This window comes from Fictibacillus halophilus (assembly GCF_042680145.1).
Lineage (GTDB): Bacteria > Bacillota > Bacilli > Bacillales > Fictibacillaceae > Fictibacillus > Fictibacillus halophilus_A.
In genome coordinates this window covers 390073-411614 of sequence record NZ_JBHTNQ010000001.1, presented here as the reverse complement: position 1 = coordinate 411614, position 21542 = coordinate 390073, and the positions used below count along the sequence as shown (strand labels likewise).

Sequence of the window (21542 nt, the reverse complement as noted above, 5' to 3'; positions counted from 1 at the left end):
CACTGTTTTTTTATTGTAAATTTATAGCTTTTCTCATTACGTTTCTAAAGGGTTTGTTAAAGATTCCAATTTACAATCTTCAACTGTTTGTTTTGTATTACATTAGAGCAGAACATATAGATTGGAGGAAGGTAACGATGAAAAAATGGACTAGCGTTTTATGTTTAGTCTTTAGTTTGCTCTCAATGTCCAATACTGCAGCAACAGCGAAAGAAAATTCTTCCGTTATACCACTTGCGAAAGCACATGCACACAATGATTATGAACATGATTATCCGCTGCAAGATGCATTGAACCATGGATTTACCAGTGTGGAAGCAGATGTTTGGCTCAAAGACGGTAAACTTCTAGTTGCACATGACGAAATTGATGTTAAGCCCGATCGCACATTAGAATCACTTTATTTAAACCCTCTAAAAAAAAGAATAGGTGAAAATCAAGGTGCTGTTTATAAAGATTACAAACAGCAAGATTTTCTTTTGTGGATTGATATAAAATCAGAAGATGCTGCCACCTATAAGGCTATACACGAACAACTTAAAAACTATCAAAACATGCTTACTCGTATTTCTAATGCAGGTGTGAAACAAGGAGCAGTAACTGTTATTATTTCAGGTAATCGTCCACAGGATTTAATGATGGATCAACCTGTTCGATATGCAACATACGATGGAAGAATGAGTGATCTTGGAACTGAAATGCCGAATACCTTTATGCCGGTAATCAGTGATAACTGGACAAAACATTTCACTTGGCAAGGTGTTGGTGAAATGCCTGAATCTGAACGTAAAAAACTTCATTCTATAGTGACAAAAGCACATAATAACGGTCAGATCGTTCGTTTTTGGTCAACTCCTGATGCGTCACTTCCCAATCGGGAAGCAGTTTGGAAAGAATTAATGGCTGCAGGTGTAGATTTAATTAATACAGATGACCTTTCAGGACTTCAAGAATTTTTATTAAAGCAAGATAAATACCCTACAACTCCTCATATTAAATGGTAAAAAAAAATCCGCTAACCTTAATTGGTTAACGGATTTTTTCGTCTAAGGTTGTATAACAGATGTTTTTTCAACGACTATCTTCATCGCATGTATTTGTCCTAAGTGATATGTCTCATGGAATACCGCAAAGTTAAAAAGCTCTCCAAATGTTTTGAAGTCAAAGAACTGCTTTTCCAGCTTTTCTTGCAGGCGTTCTTCTGGCAACTCTTTTATCCTTGCCATTTGATCTTTCAACTGGTCGGTAAGTTCTGCAATTGTGGGAACTTCACCCTTCCAATCAGCAGGGCTAGTTCCTCTGTTAAAGAGCTCTACGTAATTCATTGGCAGGTGAGTTGATTTTTCAGGAAATCCAAACATGAAATATTCAGCCGTTAACAAAACGTGACCAACATGCCACAGAATGTTGTTTTTGAATCCTTCAGGCTGAATGTTTGCGATTTTTTCATCCATCCCTTCTACATTCTTCAAAAAAAAGCTGCGAGAGATTTCAAAGTTTTGAAATGTTAATTTACTCATTCTTACGCCTCCTCATCATTTGTAAAGCGCTTTCATCTCTTATTATACAAATTTAGAATTTACCTGACTATGAAAATGCTACTTACCGGTATTGATTATGAATAGGACTGAACAAATCTTCGCTTGTGTTCCTCACAACTGAAAAATGATCAACATTATAATGACCGTGTAGAATTTTATTATGATGATCTATAATTTGTTGAGCTTTTAACACCGATGAATCTGTTGTTGAGTGGCCATCACCGACCAACGTCACATCCAAGCCATTCACAGTTGCCATTCTGACTGCTGTATCAATGCAGTGTTCGGTCTTGCACCCCATGATGACTAAATGGTCAATTTGCATTTCTTTTAAATGACTTAATAGAGAAGTACCATAAAAAGCATTTGTAGCTTTTTTATCAAAAATACGAACGTCTTTAGGGACTCGTATTTCACTATGAACCTCAAAACCATTCCCTTTCCCTTCAGCAACATCTACATCCCTGACAAAAATCATTTCTGCTTTCACGTCTAACCCTTTTTCAATAACTGCATTAATATTGTTTAATAGAATCTCCTTATTAATTACAGGTTTCTCATCTTTATTACCTTCAATTAGCTCTTGTTGTGCATCAATTACTAGTAGTGCTTGTTTCAATCTAACAGCTCCTTTAATCGTTGTTTCCTTTGAAATTCGTTATTTCAACCCAAAATCCTTTATTAAGAAAAAGAAACCAGGAATTTGGTTAATAATAGAAAAGACGTTATTTATTGTGCTTGCATAAAGTCGTTTTATGTCGAATAATAGAAAAGTTCAATTTTGTGAAATTTTTAGGAGGAAAAACAATGAAGTACTTAATATTCTTAGCAGGTCTGGCTTCTGTGTTTTTATTAGCCTATCTTGTCAGTAATAACCGTAAGAAAATAAAATTTAAACCTATTCTTATCATGCTGGTATTACAGCTTGTTCTTACATATTTTCTTTTGAATACGGGAATCGGATTAATCATTATTAAAGGGATTTCAGCACTATTTGAAAAGCTTTTAAGCTACGCCAGTGATGGTGTTAATTTTGTTTTTGGCGGACTCGCAAACGAAGCGGCAATGCCATTTTTCTTAAATGTACTTTTACCAATCGTATTTATTTCTGTGCTGATTGGTATTGCGCAGCATTTTAGAATCCTGCCTTTTATCATTAAATGGATCGGTTTTGCGTTAAGTAAAGTAAATGGGCTCGGTCGACTTGAATCCTATAACGCCGTCGCTTCTGCTGTCTTTGGTCAATCTGAAGTATTTATCTCTGTAAAAAAGCTTCTCGGTCATCTGCCAAAGCACCGACTGTATACACTTTGTACATCAGCTATGTCAACAGTATCTGCATCTATCCTAGGTGCGTACATGACGATGATCGATCCGAAATATGTCGTAACTGCGCTTGTGCTGAACCTGTTTGGCGGGTTTATCATCGCAAACATCATCAATCCTTACGAAGTGACTGAGGATGATGACATTATTGAAATTGAAGAAGAAAAGCAGACATTCTTTGAAATGCTCGGAGAATACATCATGGACGGTTTTAAAGTAGCGGTAATTGTAGGAGCCATGCTCTTAGGTTTCGTAGCTTTGATTTCATTAATCAACGATGTATTCAATATGGCATTCGGTATGACGTTCCAAAAAATGCTTGGATTTGTTTTTGCCCCAGTTGCCTTTCTTGTTGGTATTCCTTGGTCTGAAGCAGTTTCAGCAGGAACAATCATGGCAACTAAGCTTGTTTCAAACGAATTTGTAGCCATGATGGACCTTGCAAAATATGCAAAGGACATGTCTGATCGTACAATTGGTATTGTTTCCGTATTCCTTGTATCATTCGCTAACTTCTCATCCATCGGAATTATTACTGGTGCTGTTAAAGGGCTGCACGAAGAACAAGGAAACACCGTTGCTCGTTTTGGTTTAAAACTGCTTTATGGTGCTACATTAGTCAGTATCTTATCTGCAGCGCTCGCTGGGTTATTTTTATAATTTACACAAAAAAAAGAAGCCTAGGCTTCTTTTTTTGTTTTATTTCGTACCCATTGCTGTTAACTATTCAAAAGACTTGCGAAGATCATCTATTTTTTTCACCAGTTTCCCTCTTAAGTCTGTCATCCATTCCGGATGTTCGGAAGCGTCCTGGATATCAACAGAACGGAGAAGCTTTGCAAACATAGTAATGTTATGAACCCTCTGAAACATCGGCAATTGCTCCAGCAGTTGATCATCTAAACTGGTTTTAGTTTTATACCCTTTAATAAAATTTACAAAATTGGCGTTCGTCATGTTCTTTTCATCCAAATCCCTTAAAGCAAATGCAATATCAGCGACATACCAGTAGCAGGAACAATCATCAAAATCTAGCATACCGATCTGATCGCCTTCCCAGCGCAAATTATCCAACTCAAAATCATAATGAACGATGCCGAAGTTGTCTTTTGTAACAGGTAAGTTTTCTGCCCAACTTATTAGAATCTGTAATTCTTTTTTTGCAGCAATCTCTTGGTTTGAAAGTATTTGTTCCACTTCATGTAAATGGTCTCTCCAAGTCTTACGATTAACAAGTGAGATCCCATCAAGCTTTTTCATAGATTCATGCAGCTTCCCGAGAGCACTTCCCCATTTAACAAATTGATGAAGTTCAAGCTCTGCGATCTCATATTGTTTACCAGGAAGTGCTTCAAACACAGAGGCATAATACGTACCATACTCTGTTTCAACTGCTTCTACTTCCTTGCCGGTTAAAGATGCAACCGGCTTTGCAATGGGCAAGGATAATCCAGCAAGCGTATTTAATAGTTTCATCTCTTCTTCAAGTGCTTCAACATTTTTTTCTGACTCTTCATTAAATCTAAGAAAATAAGTTTGTTTGTTCCTTTTACAAATAAAAATAAAATTGGCACTGTAGCGAAAAGCGTAGACGCTGCCTTCATCGTATCCCCATCGCTCCAGTATTTTTTCTGCCAGTGGACTTCTCCACTCAGTGTCAACCGTGCTTGCTACTTTTAACATCGTACTCAGTTTCATCATCATGTTTAGCTCCTCGTTAAATAGTTTTTTTCGGTAAAAACTATTCAATAAGCCAGAGGAATTTCAGCAAAATAAAAAGCCAAATGAGCTTATTGCCCGCTTGGCTTTACCGTTCGTTTAATCAGAAAAAGCCTCTGGAAGCCGTGCGAATCCAAAGAGCCAGCGATTAACGATTTATTTCATAGTACCGCAGGGCAAGGACAAGACATGGCTGTACTTATTGAATTCTTCATCATCTTGTCATCACCCCTTTCATAAGTTACCTTCATTATAAACCATTTTTTGTTAAACAGGAATTATTTTTTTCTAGGTATCGTTAACGTTTGCCATTCATCAGACTTAAGCATCTTTGCAATGTAAACAATCTGTCCGATGTGATACGAATAGTGGTACATTTGACTTTCGATTGCATCCAGTACAGAGTGAACTTTGTTCCGGATATAGATTTCACGGAGCAGATCTTCTTCTTTTAATTGATCTAACATTTCAAAAAAAACGCCCCATCCTTTGTTCCAAACCTCCATCATTTCATCACGGGTAGAGAACGTATTAACAAATTCACCGTCCCGGTCGCGATCAGGCTTTTCTCCATCCGAATCAAACATATCTGTCCATCTTGAGACCATATTTCCGCTTAAGTGTTTAACAATGACTGCAATACTGTTCGAATCTTCATTAGGATACCAAAATAATTGTTCCTCAGTAAGCTGTTCAAAAGTCTTCTCCGCATTCGTTTTCGCATCTAAAAAACGTAACTTTATCGAACGCAAATACTCAGAAGAAACATCCGTATTAGAAACACTCATGAAACACACCTTCTTTAACTCTAGATTTCTTTCCTCTTTCTCATTTGTTTTTAAAATCCTATGAAACAGCATTAAAAGCTGGAGGATAGATCACTTTTCCATTAATTCCGCTTAAGGATCCTCCCTTTAGTTCTAAGGCCATGAAAACTTCTTCAGGTACCGGAAAAGGAGATTTAATTCCCATTGTTGCTGACGGTACAAATCCGAATTTCGGATAAAACCCAGGATGGCCTAAAACAACGATATGTTCAAAACCGAGTTCTTTTGCTTTTTTTATACCCTCTTATACTAACAATGATCCCACACCATTGTTTTGATAATCAGGAACTACAGCCATAGGGGCTAACGCTAAGGTCTGTACTTCGATATCTTCAGATTTAATGGAAACAATGCTGAAAAGGATATGCCCTATTAAGTTTCTATCATCCGTTTCTGCTACTAAAGAAAGCTCCGGCACGAAAAGCTCTGAATTTCGAATCGCTTCCACTAATCGGGATTCCTTGTTACCTTTAAATGCCGCATCATTTATTTGACGAATGCCTTCTTGATCCTCACTTCTTTCGGTCCTAATTCGTATCATAAAAATTCCGTCCTCCCTTATATAAAAAGAACTGCTCCCTCATGTGAGAAAGCAGTTCAGTTACTTCTATTATTGTAGTTCGTTGATGAATTTTCCAGGAATTAATTTTAAGTCTTCGTGAATCGTGTTTAACTTCTCTTCAAAAGCTGTGAACAACTCGTCAGCTTCTGTCGCTTTTGCTTCGTCATCTAAACCGGCAACTTTTGCTTCATATGACTTCTTCAGCTCTTCTAAAGCACCTTTAACAGTTGCTTGGTTTTCTTCTGATAATTCAGCTGGAACTTCAACTGATGGAATTTCAGCTACCGCTTTTTCTCCAGCTGCTTTTGCATCAGCTTTCAGCTTATCAAGTTCGTCTTTAGGAAGTGCTTCTTCGCCTTCTTTTTCAAGACCTGCTGCATATGCATTGAATGCAGCATGATATTCTCTAAGCTGTTGCATAAGTTCACCTTCAAAGTTTAGAAGAGTGATCTTTTCTGTATTAGCATTTTCTTTTTTCTCTGTAGCTGCTGCTGGTTTTGCTTCTTCTTTCGGCTTTTCTTCTTCCTTGCTGCAACCTACGCTAAGCGCTAGTACTGCAGCTGCTGTAACTGCTAAGAATTTTTTCATTGAGAATGCCCCCTATATCTATATTTCTATTTTTTGGAACTTTCTCATTTTAATACTTTTTCTTACTATTGTAAATATTAAAGTTTCGACTTTTATAAAAGTTTTTAAAAATCACTCTTAAAGCTTAATATGATTGAATTATCGGACTATTTTAAATAATCTTTATTTATTATTAAAAGTTTTATTACTATAATTATATAGTGATCTTCTTAACTTCCCTTTCGTGATTTAACAGCCATTCTTTTCTCCAAAGTCCACCTGCATAACCCGTTAAACTTCCATTGGAACCTATAATTCTATGACAGGGTATAATAATGCTCAATTTATTTTTGCCGTTAGCGTTTCCTACTGCTCTGATCGCTTTCTCGTTTTGCAGAGAGTTTGCGATGTCACGATAAGATGCCGTCTCTGCAAATGGAATCATAATAAGTTCATTCCAGACGGTTTGCTGAAATAAGGTTCCTTTCTGTTCATGAGGAAACGTAAATATTTGACGCTCTCCTTTAAAATATTCGTCGAGTTGTTTATAGCAATCTCTTAATACCTTTGGGATATCAGGCTGATGCTCAAATGATAAATCTCTATCAACAAACATAATAGATCGGATACTTTCTTCACTGCCTATGATTTCTATGACACCGATAGGAGATTGATAGTCTAGCTTATATCCCTTATTCATATAATGACCTCCAAAGATAAAACGTGGCATAAGCTTCCCAGCCACTCCAATTTTTCGCCAATTCAATAATTTCATCTTGATTCGGTTTAGCAGCCAGATTCAAATGCTTTTTTATCGCATTATGAAGCCCTGCATCCGCGACAGGAAAAGCCGTTGTCTCTAGCAGGCATTTCATCATAACGTAGTCTGCCGTCCATGCGCCAACCCCTTTTAAAGACAGAAGGATTTCATGCTGTTTCTTTGGATCGCGGATATCCATCAACATCCCTTTCGATAACTTTCCTGATGCCATCTCTTTTGCTGCACCGATCACATACTCAGCTTTGCGGCTTGTAAATTGTAATTTCCTTAAATCGTCTGTATTAAGATTTGCGATTTTTTCAGGTGAGGGATAATGCCAATAAGATGTGTTCTCATATTCTCGCTTTTCACCAAAGTTCTCTATAAAACGCTTCTTTAATGTATAGGCAAACTTCAGATTGATCTGCTGACCCATTATTGCCCACGTGATCGCTTCAAACAAATCTGGAATGCCGATGATGCGCAACCCGTAATACTTTTTTGCCAAAAGCTGCAAAATAACATCTTCGGAAGCCATCTTATAAAAATCTGTCAGGTCTCTTTTAAGGTCAAGCCAATCATATATGTAATGAGCAACTTCATCTTTGCTTCTTTCTGAGGGCTCGCCGAACGGAAACTCGATGATAAGACTATTATTCCGGTTGCTTAGCTTCAGTAGCACCTCTTCTTCGCTTGTGTCTACTAGTTTCATCAGATACTGATCATGAATATGATGCAGCTGTTCCAGCTCAGATCTTCCAAGAAAAACAAGGCATTCTCTATAATTAAATGCCTCTGGCAGCATCATCTCGATATGGTTTCCCCTATCAATCCACTGCATTTTTAGACTCCGATAATCCTGCAGATTTCCTGTAGTCGCTCGGCGAGCATTTTTTCACACGGCGAAATGCTTTATAAAAATTGGAGGGACTATGGAACCCTGCCTCAAAACAGATCTCTAAATTCGTTCGATTGGTCTTTTTTAAAAGATATGCAGCTTTATCTACTCGGATTTTCTCGAGATATTCACGCGGAGTTTCGCTCATCTCTTCTTTAAAAAGACGCTCCAAATAAAACGCACTTACACCAACATGGTCAGCTATATTTTGCAGAATGACTTTTTGATTATGGTTGTTTACCAAATAAGCGGTCGTTTTTCGAACCAAATCAATCTGTGGACAGTGTTCAATTTCCGGTTGGCACCTCTTGCATGCGCGGTAACCCGCCTCTATACATTCTGATATTGACTCATAAAACGTTACATTGATTTTTTTCGGTTTACGGGACCTGCAGGATGGCCGGCAAAAAATCTTGGTCGTTTTAACAGCCGTGTAGAACAATCCGTCATACGACCTGTCACATTCCATGATCTTATCCCACATTTCATCAAACAACATTTTTACATGCATGACATACATCCCTCCATCCGCCTTGTTTATCTTTATTTTAACAGTGCACACTTCAAATATCGTCCTCAATCTTGCTGTTATGGTCGTAAGAGAAATGTCATTTCCTTGCTTACTTACTGCGGTTTTACGGTACGTGTTCTTTTATTTATTACACGTTCACGCAAAAAAGATAGAGTTTCACGCATTCAACTATCAGTTTCACGCGGTACACATAGTATTACACGCAGAATATAGCGAGTTTCCCGCGGTAGATATGCAGTTCCACGCAAACATAGCAAAATCTCGCTTAATGACCTCTCATCTTTACTCCCAAAAGGTTGGTTGGCTAGTAAATAAGCGAGATATCCATAAAATAACGAAAAAACTGACTCCATAAAGCCGATTTATGGCCATTAGAGTCAGCATCATTACAAATTATTTTGTTACTGCAACAGGTCCACGCTTATTACGGTTCCCCTTAGCCATATACTGAAATAGAATGACAGATGCGATAATAAACGATGTGATCCCAAACCCGATCACCATGTTAAAGAATCCGATCGTATCCAGGAACAACCCTGTTAAAAGCATCAATGCCTGGAAGATAATATTATCGACCATCCCTTTGATGGAGAAGAATCTTCCATGATAGTCAGATGGTACATCTGTTTGAAAAATCGTTGTAACAACCGGAAAAAGTGTTCCAGCAGAAAGACCGAACAGTCCGAATGAAAGTATTGACATGACCGGATGATCTGCTAAATACAAGGATGTATGTGCTGCCGCGATGATAAACGTAATCGCAAACATGTATGACAGCTTGGGGTTGTCACGGAAGAATTTTTTAGACAAAAACGTTCCGATGAATACACAAACTCCTTCTGTCGTATAAAGAATTCCTTTTACCCCTGGGTTGTCCTGCAAGTCACTGATTTCAATAACCATCAAATTAAATCCTGCCAAAAATAGATAAGCAGGAATCAATAAAAAGATTCCATAAACCACTTTTGGCTGATTCTTCACGATTGGATACAGCTCACCAAGCGTTCTGAAAAAGCTTTCCTTTCGGCCGGTCTTATCTGTTTCTTTCGGCTTTTCCTCTACATTAAGAAAGAAAGTTGAGATTAAAAGAATGACATAGGAAATCAACGTTACCGTGTATACAGCGAAAAGTGACATTCCAACTAGCATAACACCGCCAAGGGCTGTTCCCACGATTCTAGATGCTGTGAAGATATTCATGTTCACGCCGTTTGCATCTAAAAGTTCTTCTTTTTTCACGATCAATGGAAGCATCGTCTGCATAGCAGGCTGCGAAAAAGTACCTGATATACCTATAACGAGCGTATAAACAACCATCCACCATACATTATTGTAGGCAATTGCCAGATACATAAAAAAGATAGCAGCGCATCTCGCAAAACCAGCATAAATAAGGATCTTCCTCTTATTGCTGCGGTCGATAATTCTGCCCGCCATCGGTGCCAGAAAAATCCCTACAAGAAATCCAGCTAGAATAATGAGAGCTTGCAAGAAGGACGACTCCACATTCTTTTGCAAAAATTCAAGATTGCCGATAATACCTACCCACAATCCCGTACTCGATACTGCCAGACCAAACATCAAAATTAAAAAATTCCGGTTTCTCCACATGTTAACTTTCCCCTCTCAGCCCCACCGAAACTGCTTTACAAAACGTCTTTTAAAAGTACTCAACAAAGTTAAGTATTCTTGTTTTAGTATACCAGTATTTTGAAAAATCGGCGTGAAAAATCTACTCATTTCTTTCCTCTTTTTATACTCTGTTATAATGACTAAAGTAGAAGTTGGAAAGGGGTTCACTATGAAACAACTGATTCTTGCTGAAAAGCCGAGTGTGGCGCGTGATCTTGCCCGAGTGCTTGGCTGTAAGCAACAAAATAAAAGTTATATTGAAGGGCCGAAACATATTGTAACGTGGGCACTCGGGCACCTTGTAGAATTGAAAATGCCTGAAGACTATGACAAACAGTATAAACAATGGCGGCTAGAAGATCTGCCGATCATCCCTAAGCATATGGGATTGAAAGTAATCCGGCAGGTTAGTCATCAGTTCCGGGCGATTGAACAGCTTGCCAAAAGAAAAGATCTAAGTGAGCTTGTTATCGCAACTGATGCAGGGCGTGAAGGTGAACTTGTCGCCCGGTGGATCATGGAAAAAGTAAGATGGCAAAAGCCGGTGAAGCGCCTTTGGATATCATCGCAGACGGATAAAGCGATTCGTGATGGATTCAACCTGTTAAAGCCGGCAAAACAATATGACAACTTGTATCAATCCGCGGTCTGCCGTTCTGAGGCCGATTGGCTGATCGGGCTTAATGTGACGCGTGCACTTACAACTAAATATAATGATCCATTGTCTGCTGGCCGAGTACAGACACCTACCCTTGCGATGATTCTAGAACGTGAGCAAGAAATCAACTCATTTCAGCCGAAGGACTTTTGGACAATTGATGCGACAGTCGGTCTCTTGAAGGCGTCGTGGGAAAACAATGGTGAAAAGCGTATTTTTGATGAGAAAAAAGCAAACGACATCGTGAAGAAAGTAAAGGGGCAGACGGCAACTGTTGACTCTCTTATAAAGAAAGAAAAAACAGAAGCTCATCCGATGCCATACGACTTGACAGAACTGCAACGTGATGCGAACCGCCGTTTTGGATTCTCAGCAAAAAAGACATCTTCTGTCCTGCAGAAACTTTATGAACAATACAAACTTGTTACGTATCCAAGAACCGACTCGCGCTACTTAACAAAAGACATGGAAAACACGATGTACGACCGTCTTCAGGGAATGTCTGCAGGATATCGTGAAGAAGTTCAGCCTCTTTTGAAACATAAAGGAAAAGTCGTTGCGAAGAAAGTTTTTAATGATGCAAAAGTTACGGATCACCATGCGATTATTCCGACAGATGAACCGCTTCATCTTGGGGATTTGGATAACGATGAGCGCAAGCTGTATGACCTTATTGCCCGCCGTTTCCTTGCTCTCTTTTACCCTGCATATAAATCAGAAACTCTTACAGCTACGCTAAAGGTTGCGGGCGAATCGTTTACTGCACGCGAAACATTAGTGATCGATCCAGGCTTTAAAGTGCTGTCCGGAAAAGAAGAAGAAAGTCCAAAAGCGTTAGGAAGCTTAAAAGAAGGACAAACGCTAACGGTAAAAGACGTAAACCTTGAGAAAAAGCTCACAGAACCACCTGCTCGTTTTACAGAAGCTGACCTTCTTTCCCGAATGGAAAAATACAGCTTAGGTACTCCTGCTACACGTGCAGATATTATTGAAAGACTTTTAGGTTCAGAGGTGCTCGACCGCAAAAACAACAAGCTTCACCCTACTCCGAAAGGAAAACAGCTCATTGAACTTGTGAACGACGAGTTAAAATCACCAGAGCTGACAGCTAAGTGGGAACAAGAGCTTGAAGCTATTGCGCGCGGCAATGGCAACCCTAAAGAGTTTTTAGAAAATATCCGCAAGCAGACGAAGCAGCTGGTAATGGAAATCAAAACGAGTTCACAGGAATACCGTGCTCATAACTTAACAGGCTCAAAGTGTCCAGAATGCGGCAAGCTTCTTAAAGAAGTTAAAGGGCGTGACGGTAAAGTGCTCGTTTGCTCTGATCGTGAATGTTCATACCGCCGCCGTAAGGATCCGAAGCTGTCTAACCGGCGCTGTCCACAGTGCAAGAAAAAGATGGAGCTGCATAACGGAAAGGCCGGAACGTACTTCCAGTGCAAGCCATGTAACGTGGTTGAAAAAGCAGATGAAATGAAAAAGAAAGTCACAAAGCGTGAAGAACGGCAACTTATGAAAAAGTACAGTGCAAACAGCAAAGAGGAAGAAGGATTCGGAAACAGCTTAGCTGATGCGTTAAAAGCTGCGATGAAAGATAAAAAATAATTAAAAAGCTGACTCGTTCAGAAAAAACAGCCGGTAATTAGCTGTTATGACCTGTTTGAGTCAGCTTTCTTTGATCTATTGAAAGAATCTGTCCATTTACTTTTTATTTGCTGCAGGGGCACCTTCTTTTGTCCTGCCTAGTGCTTTGATAGAGTTAGCACTGATATTGTCAAAAGCATCAAGTGCAAATACTTCAACTTCATAAGTCGTTTTTGGCGATAACCCTTCAAGTTTCAATGTTAATGGATTAGGTACTGGGTCTTTATAAAATTCTGAGAACCCTAAATACTCTTTAGCTACTTTCCCATTTTCTGTGTTTTTCACAATGATCTTATAATCATGAACAAGTAGATTATCTTTTGCCTGCGTGAACATGATCGATAGACTAGTAGCCGTAGTCATTTCGTTATTAACAGAAAGCATAGAGTCTCTAGTAAAGAAAGGAGCCTTTTTATCTCTTCTTGCATCGGTATATTTAAACTTATCTCTTTGTGCAGGATAACTGATTTCAAATGGTTCCCTCGTCCAATCGTTGTTATGTATATCACGAGGTTTGATCAGCACTTTATCCTGATAGACTTCAACAACTAAAGCTTGGTTAAGTATATCAGCTCCTTCAGGAACCTCCCCTTGAATCCTTCCTGCATCGAGCCATAAATATGCTCCTGTAGAAGTACCGATTGTTGTAAAATCCTTTTGGTGAATAATCTTTGGATCATCTAAAGGATAATGCGTGTGTCCAGAAAACGTGATGGCTTGAGGGTATTTCTTCAATGTATCGTAGAAAAGATCTCGATTTACAGTGAAACCCCATTCGCTTCCATAGATCGTGTCTTTAATCGGCTGATGATGGAAAACAAATATTGGCTTGGTCGGATCATCAGCTTTCGCCTGTTTTAACTTTTCAGAGAGCCATTCTATTTGTTTTACTGAAAATGTTCCTTCTGTCTCTCCATCTTCTGTTCCTAAAACAATAAAGTGATAACCCTTGATAACCTTATGGTAGTAAATCGATGGCATGCCTGTTTCCTCTAGGAATCGCTTTTGTGCGTCAGCTTCCGGAAGATCGTTCCAATAGTCATGGTTCCCAATTGCAATTAGTGAAGCTGCACTTTTTTGTTTGTGGGCATGATAAGCTGATTTAAACTTTTCGTATTCTGGCATCAAACCATTATCAGTCAGGTCACCTACGATAACAAACGCATCTTGTCTTGGTACAACATCATTTAATTGTTTAAGTGTCGTTTTAAATTTTTCAAACGTTTGATCAGAGTTTGCATTCATATGTATATCACTAATGACAGGAAAAATTAAAAGCGGCTTTCGACTACTGCTTCCATTTGAGTTTCCAGTGTCTGCAAGAACCTGCAATGATTGCATTGGATTTGCAAACGTTAATCCTAATGACAAACCTGCTACCTTAGTTGTTCGTTCAATAAATGTTCTTCGTGTGATCTTTGGCTTCTGTTCTGCTTGTTGATTATCAAAGGATTTTCTCATTTTGTTCGCTCCCATCAAGATGTTTTTCCACATCCATAATTATAGAGTCGTAATATATAATCCTTATTACATGAGGGTAAATGATTATTAAGATAAATTAAAGAAGCATCCACAATCGTGGATACCTCTTTAACAAGTTATTGTCCAATATTTATTAAATTCTTCTTCATCTGCTTCTCATGCGCTTTTCCATGTGCCAAGTTGCGGTCTTCTTCCACTTCCGCTGAAATCTTCACTCCTGCAGGCACCACATTCGAACCTGCTTGTTTCAACCCTGTCTGATCCTTTTGATACACAAAGGATGCACGAGTTGAAATATCCGCTCCAGGCGAGGTAACAAACGGCAGTACCCGATAGTCTGTACGCCACTCTTCTGGTGTTACCGTACAGCGTACGTATCCGCGATAATCATTAAAGAACTTGATGTGCGGATTTAGTCCCATGATCTTATCTGTATCCGCACGCTTATCGGCACCATTACCACCAGAAGTGATGGAAGTGCCGACGAATTCTGCGCCGATCACTTTTGATGCCGGATCATCATAGTCTGCTTTCAAATCACAGGCCCAGCTCGCATGTACATCCCCTGTTAAGACGATGATGTTATTTAAATTTTTCGATTGAACAAAATCTGTAATTCTTTGTCGTGATGCCGTATATCCGTCCCATGCATCCATGCTGAAACGAGGTGCAGTACTTGTCCCATAGTTTCGCTGTGCAAAAAAGACTTGCTGTGCGAGAATGTTCCAATGGGTTTTTGAGTTGCCTAGATTAGAAATCAGCCAATCTTCTTGCTCTTGACCGGTCAGAGTTCTGTTTGGATCCATTGATTCCTCTGAAGGCGGTTTACTTCCGTCACCATTTGCCTGATCATCACGGTATTGGCGTGTATCCATAACATTAAAAGCTGCTAAATTACCATAAGTAAAATCACGGTATAACAGCATGTCTGCACCATGCGGCAAAGAAGATCGTCGCAGCGGCATATGTTCGTAATAAGCTTGATAGGCAGCCGCACGGCGTTTCACGAATGCTTCGACAGACTGTCCTTTTTCGGGAATCATATTTGCATAGTTGTTTTCCACTTCATGGTCATCCCATGTCACCACCCAAGGAAAAGCAGCATGAGCAGCTTTAAGGTTAGTATCTGAGCGGTATTGCGCATAACGGTTACGGTAGTCTTCTAGTGTGATAATTTCCGGACCGCTATGTGCGCGAACATTTCCTGAAGGAGATACATATTCATTTGGCCCATATTCGTAAATATAATCACCGAGGTGAATAACAAGATCAAGTTCTTCCTCAGCCATGTGCTGAAATGCCGTGTAATAACCGTGTTCATATTGCTGACAGGATGCAAATGCAAAAGTCATGCTGGAAACCTCTGCCCCTTTTTCAGGAAGAGTCTTTGTCTTACCTATCGGACTGTTTTCATTTCCGCTTCTGAAACGATAATAATAAACTTTATTCGGCTTTAATCCCTCTACTTCTACATGAACAGAATGAGCAAGATTCGGTTGTGCTAACTCTGTCCCATGTTGAATTACCTTTGTGAAATTTTCGTCATTAGCTATCTCCCATTTCACAGGAACTGCCTGATTTGGCATTCCTCCGCCATTCTGCGGATCTGGCGCAAGTCTTGTCCAGAGCACAACACTGTCAGATAACGGATCACCAGAGGCAACTCCTAGTGTAAATGGATAGTTTCTGAACCGAGGTGCTGCATTCACTTCAAACGCCCCAATTGATTGTGCAATCGTCAACCCTAATGAGAGACCTGCAATTTTTCCTGCACCTGCTAAAAATTTTCGGCGGTCCAGCTTTCGCTTCTCCAAGCTGTCTTCTGTCAGCTTCTTAATCCATTCATCCATTGGTCTTTCATCTTTCATGATGTTTCCCCTTTCAAAATGAATTTTCAAACATCACTCATTATAAAGATGGTTTGTTAAGAAACTATTTCCTTTGTAAACCGTAAAAAAATATGAAAAAGAAATAGCTGGGACTTTTTCATTACTTTTTTTATAAGAAGAATTGAAAATCGAATGAAAGAATAAGAAATCACCAGTGAAAGATTAAAAAGCATCGACACTTTCTGCTTATTTTTTTTAACAATTCCTTTAAACAAAAAACAAGAGATATTTTCTACAGGAAATTGTTATAATTAGTCATAATACCTTCAAAGGAACAGGTGGTCCGTGATGGCATTTAAGCGAAGGAAAAAGAGAAAAGAACAGTACCAGCATTACACTTGGTTTGACTTCTTATTTGATGTATTGTTCTTTGTTCCAGAGTTGTTGATTGGAATAATCCGATTGCTTGGAAGAGGCATTTGGAGAATGTTTGACGGCATATAAAAGGACCGGATTTCACTTAAGGAATTCGGGTCCTTTTTATTATTAATTAATTTCATCGCGCCATTGCTGTTTCCATGCCTCAACTTTGGCGTTAATTTCTTTTTGTACACGCTCTGCTTCAGCTTGTTTTTCTTCTTTGATTTTCTTAAAATGTTCATTTCTTAATTCTGCGCTGGCGTCTGCAAGATCAATTACTTCATTTCCTATCTCCCTTGGAATAAGGTTATTCTGCTGAAGAAAGTATACAGCATTCCTTATACGATTTCCTTCGTTCGTAGAGATATGAAATAAAGGGTTATAAATATCATTCATTCGTTTTTGTGCATCAATATAGTCCTGGCCGCTTACTCCCTGCGTCCAAACGAGCTGGCCAATGGTCGGGCGCCATTTCTTCAGCACCTGATCTTCGAGAGATGCTTTATCACGAACAGTGGCATACTTTCCATTACCTGCATCCGCTACTTTCATTAGTTGCTGCTGACCTTTATCATCAACGTCAAATCCGATAATGTTCAACTTTGCTTTAATGTTTTTGTCTGACAGCTTGTTTGCCGCTGCAACTGGATCACCGCCGCACGTTTCAACCCCATCACTGACGATATAAACGATATTTTCGTACTCACTCTCAGGATATTTACTTAACAGCTCATTTGCTTTGTCAATTGCTCCTGCTAGAGGTGTCCATCCACTTGCCTTAAAAGAATTCAACGATGCATCAAACGCTGCTTCTTCATATACTTTTAACGGATATGCTTCCTCAATGCCCTCACACGATTTCGCTTTGTCTGAATCATCCCCTGACCCTATGTGTCCATAGGCAAATAGTGAAACACTTGTATCATCTGGAAGGTCATCCGTGAACTTTTTTATCGTTTCTTTTGCGAGGTCCATCTTTACCCCGCCATCAACTTCCGCTTTCATACTTCCGCTGGCATCAACTAGAATGACAACATTCGTTTTCTTAGGTTTCTTTTCTTCTTCAATTTCATCAGGCCCAGATGGCAGTTCGGGCATTTCGTAGCCATGTTCATATGACAACAATTGCTCATAATAAGATTCATACTGGCCAGATGCCAATTGATAGACTAAATAATTGTAAATCTCCTGACTTGATAGGTCTTTATTTTTTGAAAAGTAACTCTTAATCTCTTTTTCTGCTAATGGCTGGAACTCGTCCTTATAGAAATTGATATAGTCATAGCCCGCCCAGCCGCTTAATCCTTCCAGCTTAGGATTCATATATTTTTCCATCAAGACACCCGGATGTTGTTTAATCATGTCCTCCAGCTCTTTTGGCGCTTCGGGAATCTTTTCTGTCGCTTTCTTTTCTGATGTTTTTTCTGTTTTATTATTAATCTCTTTTTCAGCAGCCTTTTCTTCTTTTTCAGAACATCCGGCAAGCATTGCTATTGATAAAAACAAGAGAACGGCCATCATATGTATTTTTCTGTTCATATGAACCCCCTAATTATTCACAAAAATTATACCGTTTCATTCATTCCCCTAAACAGGAAAATCGTAACATATTGTGGAAGACTTTTAAAATGATAAAATGGATTTGAATGGGGTGTGAATCTATGAAACTCGAAGAAGTAATGACTAAACTTGAAGAAATGGGCAATGAACAGACCCGCAGCACTTGGATACGTCATGGAGCACAAGGATCCGTTTACGGTGTGAGGATCGGGGACATGAAGAAACTTGTAAAACATGTGAAAAAGAATCAGGAACTTGCCCTCTCACTATATGAAACTGGTAATTTTGACGCGATGTATTTAGCAGGTCTTACAGTAGACCCTAAAAAGATAGAAAAAGAAACGCTGCAAGAATGGGTAAAGAAAGCGAATTGGTACATGCTGGCTGAATATACGGTTGCAGGTGTTGCTGCTGAAAGTGAATATGCATTGGAACTTGCCCGTGAATGGATAAATGCTAAGGATGAAATGGTTGCCACATGCGGTTGGAGCACCTATGCAAATTATATGACCATTACTCCTGATGACAAACTTGATCTAAAGGAGATTCATAAGCTCCTCCAGCAAGTTGAAGAAACAATCCACACACAGCAAAATCGTGTCCGCTATACGATAAACAGTTTTGTAATGGCTGTAGGAATTTGTACAACACCATTAAGTGAAGAAGCAAGAAGAGTCGCAGAGCATGTAGGCAAAGTGCATGTTGATGTCGGCAATACAGCCTGCAAAGTCCCTTATGCGCCTGACTATATTGAAAAAGCTATAGCTCGAGGCAAACTTGGTCAAAAAAAGAAAACCGCCATCTGTTAGGAAAAAAATAAAGCTGGATTAACCACACTATGGTTACACCAGCTTTTTATTATTTACATTTTTCTTTAATGTGACAGCTACAGTCGTACCTTGACCAGGAATACTTTCCACTTTTAAACTGCCTTGGTGTTCAGTAATAATCTTATTACTGATAGTAAGACCGAGACCGATACCCTTTTCTTTATTTGTAAAGAACGGAACACCAATCGTTTTCAGACGTTCCTCTTCAATGCCGACTCCAGTATCCGCAAAGATAAGTTTAACAGCTCCATCCCTCTCCTCTTCTATCCCGATCGTTAAAACTCCGCCATTGTTCATCGCTTCAATCGCGTTTTTAATGATGTTTATAAACACTTGTTTAATTTGATTTTTTTCACACGCTACAAACAAAGTCTTCTCTTTAAATAAAAGACGAATCTCAACATTGTACAGATTAGCTTCTGTTGCCAGGAGCATGACAGTATCCTGCAGGAGCTGGACAAGATTTACTTCTTTCTCCATTTGAAGAGCATCTGGTTTTGCCAGAGCCATAAATTCATTGACGATTTGCTCAATTCGGTTCAATTCATCATAAATCACTTCTTGATAAAAGTGCTGTTTCTCTTTTTCAATCTCACTATCCTTTAATAAGCTGAATAACCCTTTGATGGATGTGAGCGGATTACGAATCTCGTGAGCTACACCTGCTGCAAGCTCACCTAACACAGCCAGCTTTTCACTGTTGCGAATATATTCTTCTGCCCTTTTCTTTTCCGTGATATCTCTGGAAATAAACACAATCCCTTCAACTATTCCGTTTTCCGAAAGCATCGGCATCCCTTTACCTTCAAGGAGAACTTCCTTCCCGGATGCATGGATTTTCCGATATATAAGCGGCTGCGGATCTTTTGAAGAAGCAAGAAGCTCTATATACTTCTGAACAGAAGCGTGATCTTCACCGTGAATAAACCTAAATGCGTCTTGTCCAATTAAAGTTTGCGGATCGATGCCTAGTATGTCCTGATATGAAAGAGATGCAAACAAATACTTCCCTCTAGAATCAATTAAACAGATTAAATCGTTGCTATGTTCAAGGATAATACGGTGAGTGTGTTCACTCTTTTTCAACGCATACTCTGCTTGTTTACGCTTTGTAATATCCCTTGTAGCCACAACGGCATAGCGGATAGAGTTTTCTTCATTTACTGGAGTTCCTTGTGATTCAAGCCAAATATATGAGCCATCTTTTTTCTGATAACGGTATTCTACAGTCAGAGGGGTTTGTTCAGTTATCATTCTCATAAACTCTGATATCACGTATGAACGGTCTTCAGAATGCACTAAATTAAAAGGAGTTGTTCCGATTGCTTCAGTTTGTGAGTAACCTGTAACCCATTCATAAGAAGGGGTCAGATAAGTAAATACACCTCTGTCGTTGACCAGACCAATGATATCAATCATATTCTCTGTAATTAGGTTTAAGTGATCTAACGTTTCTTTCTTCTCAAGCTTTTGCTTCGTGATATCCCGGATAATGATTTGTGTAGCATCTGATGAAAACATGAGCGGGAATCCAATCACTTCTAAGATAATACGGTTTCCTTTTTGAGTAATCCAAGTCTGTTCGCTAGGCATCGGTGCAACGCCATTTTTACAAGACTGAATTCTTTCTTCGACTAAACCATGTATTTCCGACGGGAGATTGTCCCAGATTGGTTTACCGATGATGTCTTCTTCTGCTTCTAAAATCTTTTTTGCTGCGGGGTTTACATAAATCCACTTACGGTCTTCCTGAATTAGAAAAGGAGTCTCAGATTGCTCAAATTTCTTTGCATATCTTTTAATTTGGCTTATTAGTACGTCTGCTGCTGGATGACCATCTGGAATTCTCATATCCACCCTCCATCGCAAAACGTCTGTTCCAAGAGACGTTTATTTAATTAACTAAATTATAAACATATGTTCTTTTATAAATAAAGAAATTTTTACACGATTATCCTTAATATTGAAAAAATTTACAATCAGAAAATACCGGAGAGTTAACTAAGAACTGGTGGGGTTTTATGTTTCTTTTCATAAAGGATTTTAGTCTGCAGAAAGGAAAAACTAGCAAGTCTTAAGGCTGTTCTTCTGTCTGAACTTGTTTTAGAGACCATAATGATGTGTTCTTGTTTATAATAAAGCATACTGATAACCACTGTAGTTTTGTCGGGATATTGGAATATATCAATGTCTAATAAATCACCTCCTGAAATCACTCGAAAAAAGCGGTAACGCGAAGAACTTTTCATCTTCTTCAACCCCTTTATATTTTCTCAAGCTAGATGCCTTGTATTTAAAAGTTTTATTAATTAAATAATAAAATCCGCTGGTTAAATTGTCAATAAATTCTGTCAATTAAAGTCGATTTCCTGGGAAATTAGTTGTGCTATTTTGTAATATTTTCGATAAAAAAGGAAAAAAGACGGACAATACCCGTCTTTTTTTAATTTTTATTTGGCGGCTTTTCATTGTCAGGTGATGTCTGCCCGCCTGCACCAGATGAATCCTTATCATCTTTAATAGGTGGATTCTCACGTTCTTTATTAGAGGAATGGTGTGACACGGATATAACTTGGAAGCCCGTTCCATACAGCTGCTCGTTAAGTTTTGATTCTACTTCTCGCCCTTCATGCAGTAGTCTTTCATCATATTCAAGCTCGACAGTAATTGATTTCATTGTGTATCTCCTCCTTTTATAGATTCGTACCCGACTCCGAGATTTGTAAACAAAAGGGCTGTCCCAAAAGTAAGT

21 protein-coding genes are annotated in these 21542 nt (G+C 38.9%); 5 read left to right on the top strand and 16 right to left on the bottom strand.

All coding sequences use genetic code 11. The annotated features are described in order from the left end of the window. Positions 1–137: 137 nt before the first annotated feature. On the top strand, positions 138–1004 hold the full coding sequence (locus ACFQ4X_RS02125) for a phosphatidylinositol-specific phospholipase C/glycerophosphodiester phosphodiesterase family protein (protein ID WP_379832918.1): 867 nt from the start codon (positions 138–140) through the stop codon (positions 1002–1004). Between the two features lie 42 nt (positions 1005–1046). Here the strand turns inward: ACFQ4X_RS02125 and ACFQ4X_RS02120 are convergent, their stop codons facing one another. Beyond that, positions 1047–1520 carry a DinB family protein gene (locus ACFQ4X_RS02120; protein WP_379832917.1) on the bottom strand — a complete coding sequence of 158 codons (474 nt, stop codon included), beginning with the start codon at positions 1518–1520 and terminating at the stop codon, positions 1047–1049. An 82-nt stretch (positions 1521–1602) separates the two neighbouring features. Then, positions 1603–2160, bottom strand: coding sequence for an isochorismatase family protein (locus ACFQ4X_RS02115; RefSeq protein WP_379832916.1), 558 nt, complete (start codon positions 2158–2160; stop codon positions 1603–1605). Between the two features lie 188 nt (positions 2161–2348). Between ACFQ4X_RS02115 and ACFQ4X_RS02110 the strand changes: the two genes are divergently transcribed. Then, positions 2349–3527, top strand: a complete 1179-nt coding sequence (locus ACFQ4X_RS02110; RefSeq protein ID WP_379832915.1) for a NupC/NupG family nucleoside CNT transporter — start codon at positions 2349–2351, stop codon at positions 3525–3527. Positions 3528–3590: 63 nt separating this feature from the next. On the opposite strand, the gene ACFQ4X_RS02105 is transcribed toward ACFQ4X_RS02110, so the two are convergent. From ACFQ4X_RS02105 to ACFQ4X_RS02070, 8 genes are all read right to left on the bottom strand, one after another. Then, positions 3591–4571: a phosphotransferase enzyme family protein gene (locus ACFQ4X_RS02105; RefSeq protein WP_379832914.1), complete on the bottom strand. Its 981-nt coding sequence runs from the start codon at positions 4569–4571 to the stop codon at positions 3591–3593. A 293-nt stretch (positions 4572–4864) separates the two neighbouring features. Next, on the bottom strand, positions 4865–5374 hold the full coding sequence (locus ACFQ4X_RS02100; protein ID WP_379832913.1) for a DUF1572 family protein: 510 nt from the start codon (positions 5372–5374) through the stop codon (positions 4865–4867). A 283-nt stretch (positions 5375–5657) separates the two neighbouring features. Further along, entirely contained in the window at positions 5658–5954 is a 297-nt protein-coding gene (locus tag ACFQ4X_RS02095; protein WP_379832912.1) for a GNAT family N-acetyltransferase, read from the bottom strand. A gap of 69 nt (positions 5955–6023) precedes the next feature. Beyond that, positions 6024–6563 carry a hypothetical protein gene (locus ACFQ4X_RS02090; RefSeq protein WP_379832911.1) on the bottom strand — a complete coding sequence of 180 codons (540 nt, stop codon included), beginning with the start codon at positions 6561–6563 and terminating at the stop codon, positions 6024–6026. A 193-nt stretch (positions 6564–6756) separates the two neighbouring features. Beyond that, complete coding sequence (locus ACFQ4X_RS02085) at positions 6757–7242, bottom strand: methylated-DNA--[protein]-cysteine S-methyltransferase (RefSeq protein ID WP_379832910.1); 486 nt, start codon at positions 7240–7242, stop codon at positions 6757–6759. After that, complete coding sequence (locus ACFQ4X_RS02080) at positions 7235–8143, bottom strand: DNA-3-methyladenine glycosylase family protein (protein WP_379832909.1); 909 nt, start codon at positions 8141–8143, stop codon at positions 7235–7237. Before ACFQ4X_RS02080 ends, ACFQ4X_RS02085 begins: the two co-directional genes overlap by 8 nt. After that, a complete protein-coding gene (locus tag ACFQ4X_RS02075; RefSeq protein WP_379832908.1) occupies positions 8130–8711 on the bottom strand; it encodes a bifunctional transcriptional activator/DNA repair enzyme AdaA in 582 nt (193 codons plus the stop codon). The genes ACFQ4X_RS02080 and ACFQ4X_RS02075 overlap by 14 nt, the downstream gene beginning before the upstream one ends. Before the next feature lie 414 nt (positions 8712–9125). After that, positions 9126–10343: an MFS transporter gene (locus ACFQ4X_RS02070; protein ID WP_379832907.1), complete on the bottom strand. Its 1218-nt coding sequence runs from the start codon at positions 10341–10343 to the stop codon at positions 9126–9128. A 190-nt stretch (positions 10344–10533) separates the two neighbouring features. Between ACFQ4X_RS02070 and ACFQ4X_RS02065 the strand changes: the two genes are divergently transcribed. Then, the gene (locus tag ACFQ4X_RS02065) at positions 10534–12630 is read left to right on the top strand and encodes a DNA topoisomerase III (protein ID WP_379832906.1); all 2097 of its coding nucleotides are present in this window, start codon (positions 10534–10536) and stop codon (positions 12628–12630) included. 96 nt (positions 12631–12726) lie between these two features. On the opposite strand, the gene ACFQ4X_RS02060 is transcribed toward ACFQ4X_RS02065, so the two are convergent. Together ACFQ4X_RS02060 and ACFQ4X_RS02055 are read right to left on the bottom strand one after the other, a co-directional pair. Continuing rightward, positions 12727–14130, bottom strand: a complete 1404-nt coding sequence (locus tag ACFQ4X_RS02060) for a metallophosphoesterase family protein (RefSeq protein WP_379832905.1) — start codon at positions 14128–14130, stop codon at positions 12727–12729. Positions 14131–14267: 137 nt separating this feature from the next. Beyond that, positions 14268–16019, bottom strand: a complete 1752-nt coding sequence (locus tag ACFQ4X_RS02055) for an alkaline phosphatase D family protein (protein WP_379832904.1) — start codon at positions 16017–16019, stop codon at positions 14268–14270. A 309-nt stretch (positions 16020–16328) separates the two neighbouring features. Here ACFQ4X_RS02055 and ACFQ4X_RS02050 point away from each other — a divergent pair, with 309 nt between their 5' ends. Next, a complete protein-coding gene (locus tag ACFQ4X_RS02050; protein ID WP_379832903.1) occupies positions 16329–16484 on the top strand; it encodes a hypothetical protein in 156 nt (51 codons plus the stop codon). A 42-nt stretch (positions 16485–16526) separates the two neighbouring features. Here the strand turns inward: ACFQ4X_RS02050 and ACFQ4X_RS02045 are convergent, their stop codons facing one another. Continuing rightward, entirely contained in the window at positions 16527–17939 is a 1413-nt protein-coding gene (locus ACFQ4X_RS02045; RefSeq protein WP_379832902.1) for a VWA domain-containing protein, read from the bottom strand. Positions 17940–18061: 122 nt separating this feature from the next. Between ACFQ4X_RS02045 and ACFQ4X_RS02040 the strand changes: the two genes are divergently transcribed. After that, the gene (locus tag ACFQ4X_RS02040) at positions 18062–18769 is read left to right on the top strand and encodes a DNA alkylation repair protein (RefSeq protein ID WP_379832901.1); all 708 of its coding nucleotides are present in this window, start codon (positions 18062–18064) and stop codon (positions 18767–18769) included. A 33-nt stretch (positions 18770–18802) separates the two neighbouring features. Here the strand turns inward: ACFQ4X_RS02040 and ACFQ4X_RS02035 are convergent, their stop codons facing one another. The 3 genes from ACFQ4X_RS02035 to ACFQ4X_RS02025 form a co-directional block, all read right to left on the bottom strand. After that, entirely contained in the window at positions 18803–20641 is a 1839-nt protein-coding gene (locus ACFQ4X_RS02035; RefSeq protein WP_379832900.1) for a PAS domain S-box protein, read from the bottom strand. Between the two features lie 146 nt (positions 20642–20787). Further along, positions 20788–21039 carry a hypothetical protein gene (locus tag ACFQ4X_RS02030; RefSeq protein ID WP_379832899.1) on the bottom strand — a complete coding sequence of 84 codons (252 nt, stop codon included), beginning with the start codon at positions 21037–21039 and terminating at the stop codon, positions 20788–20790. Positions 21040–21233: 194 nt separating this feature from the next. Beyond that, complete coding sequence (locus ACFQ4X_RS02025) at positions 21234–21467, bottom strand: hypothetical protein (protein ID WP_379832898.1); 234 nt, start codon at positions 21465–21467, stop codon at positions 21234–21236. Between the last annotated feature and the right edge of the window lie 75 nt (positions 21468–21542).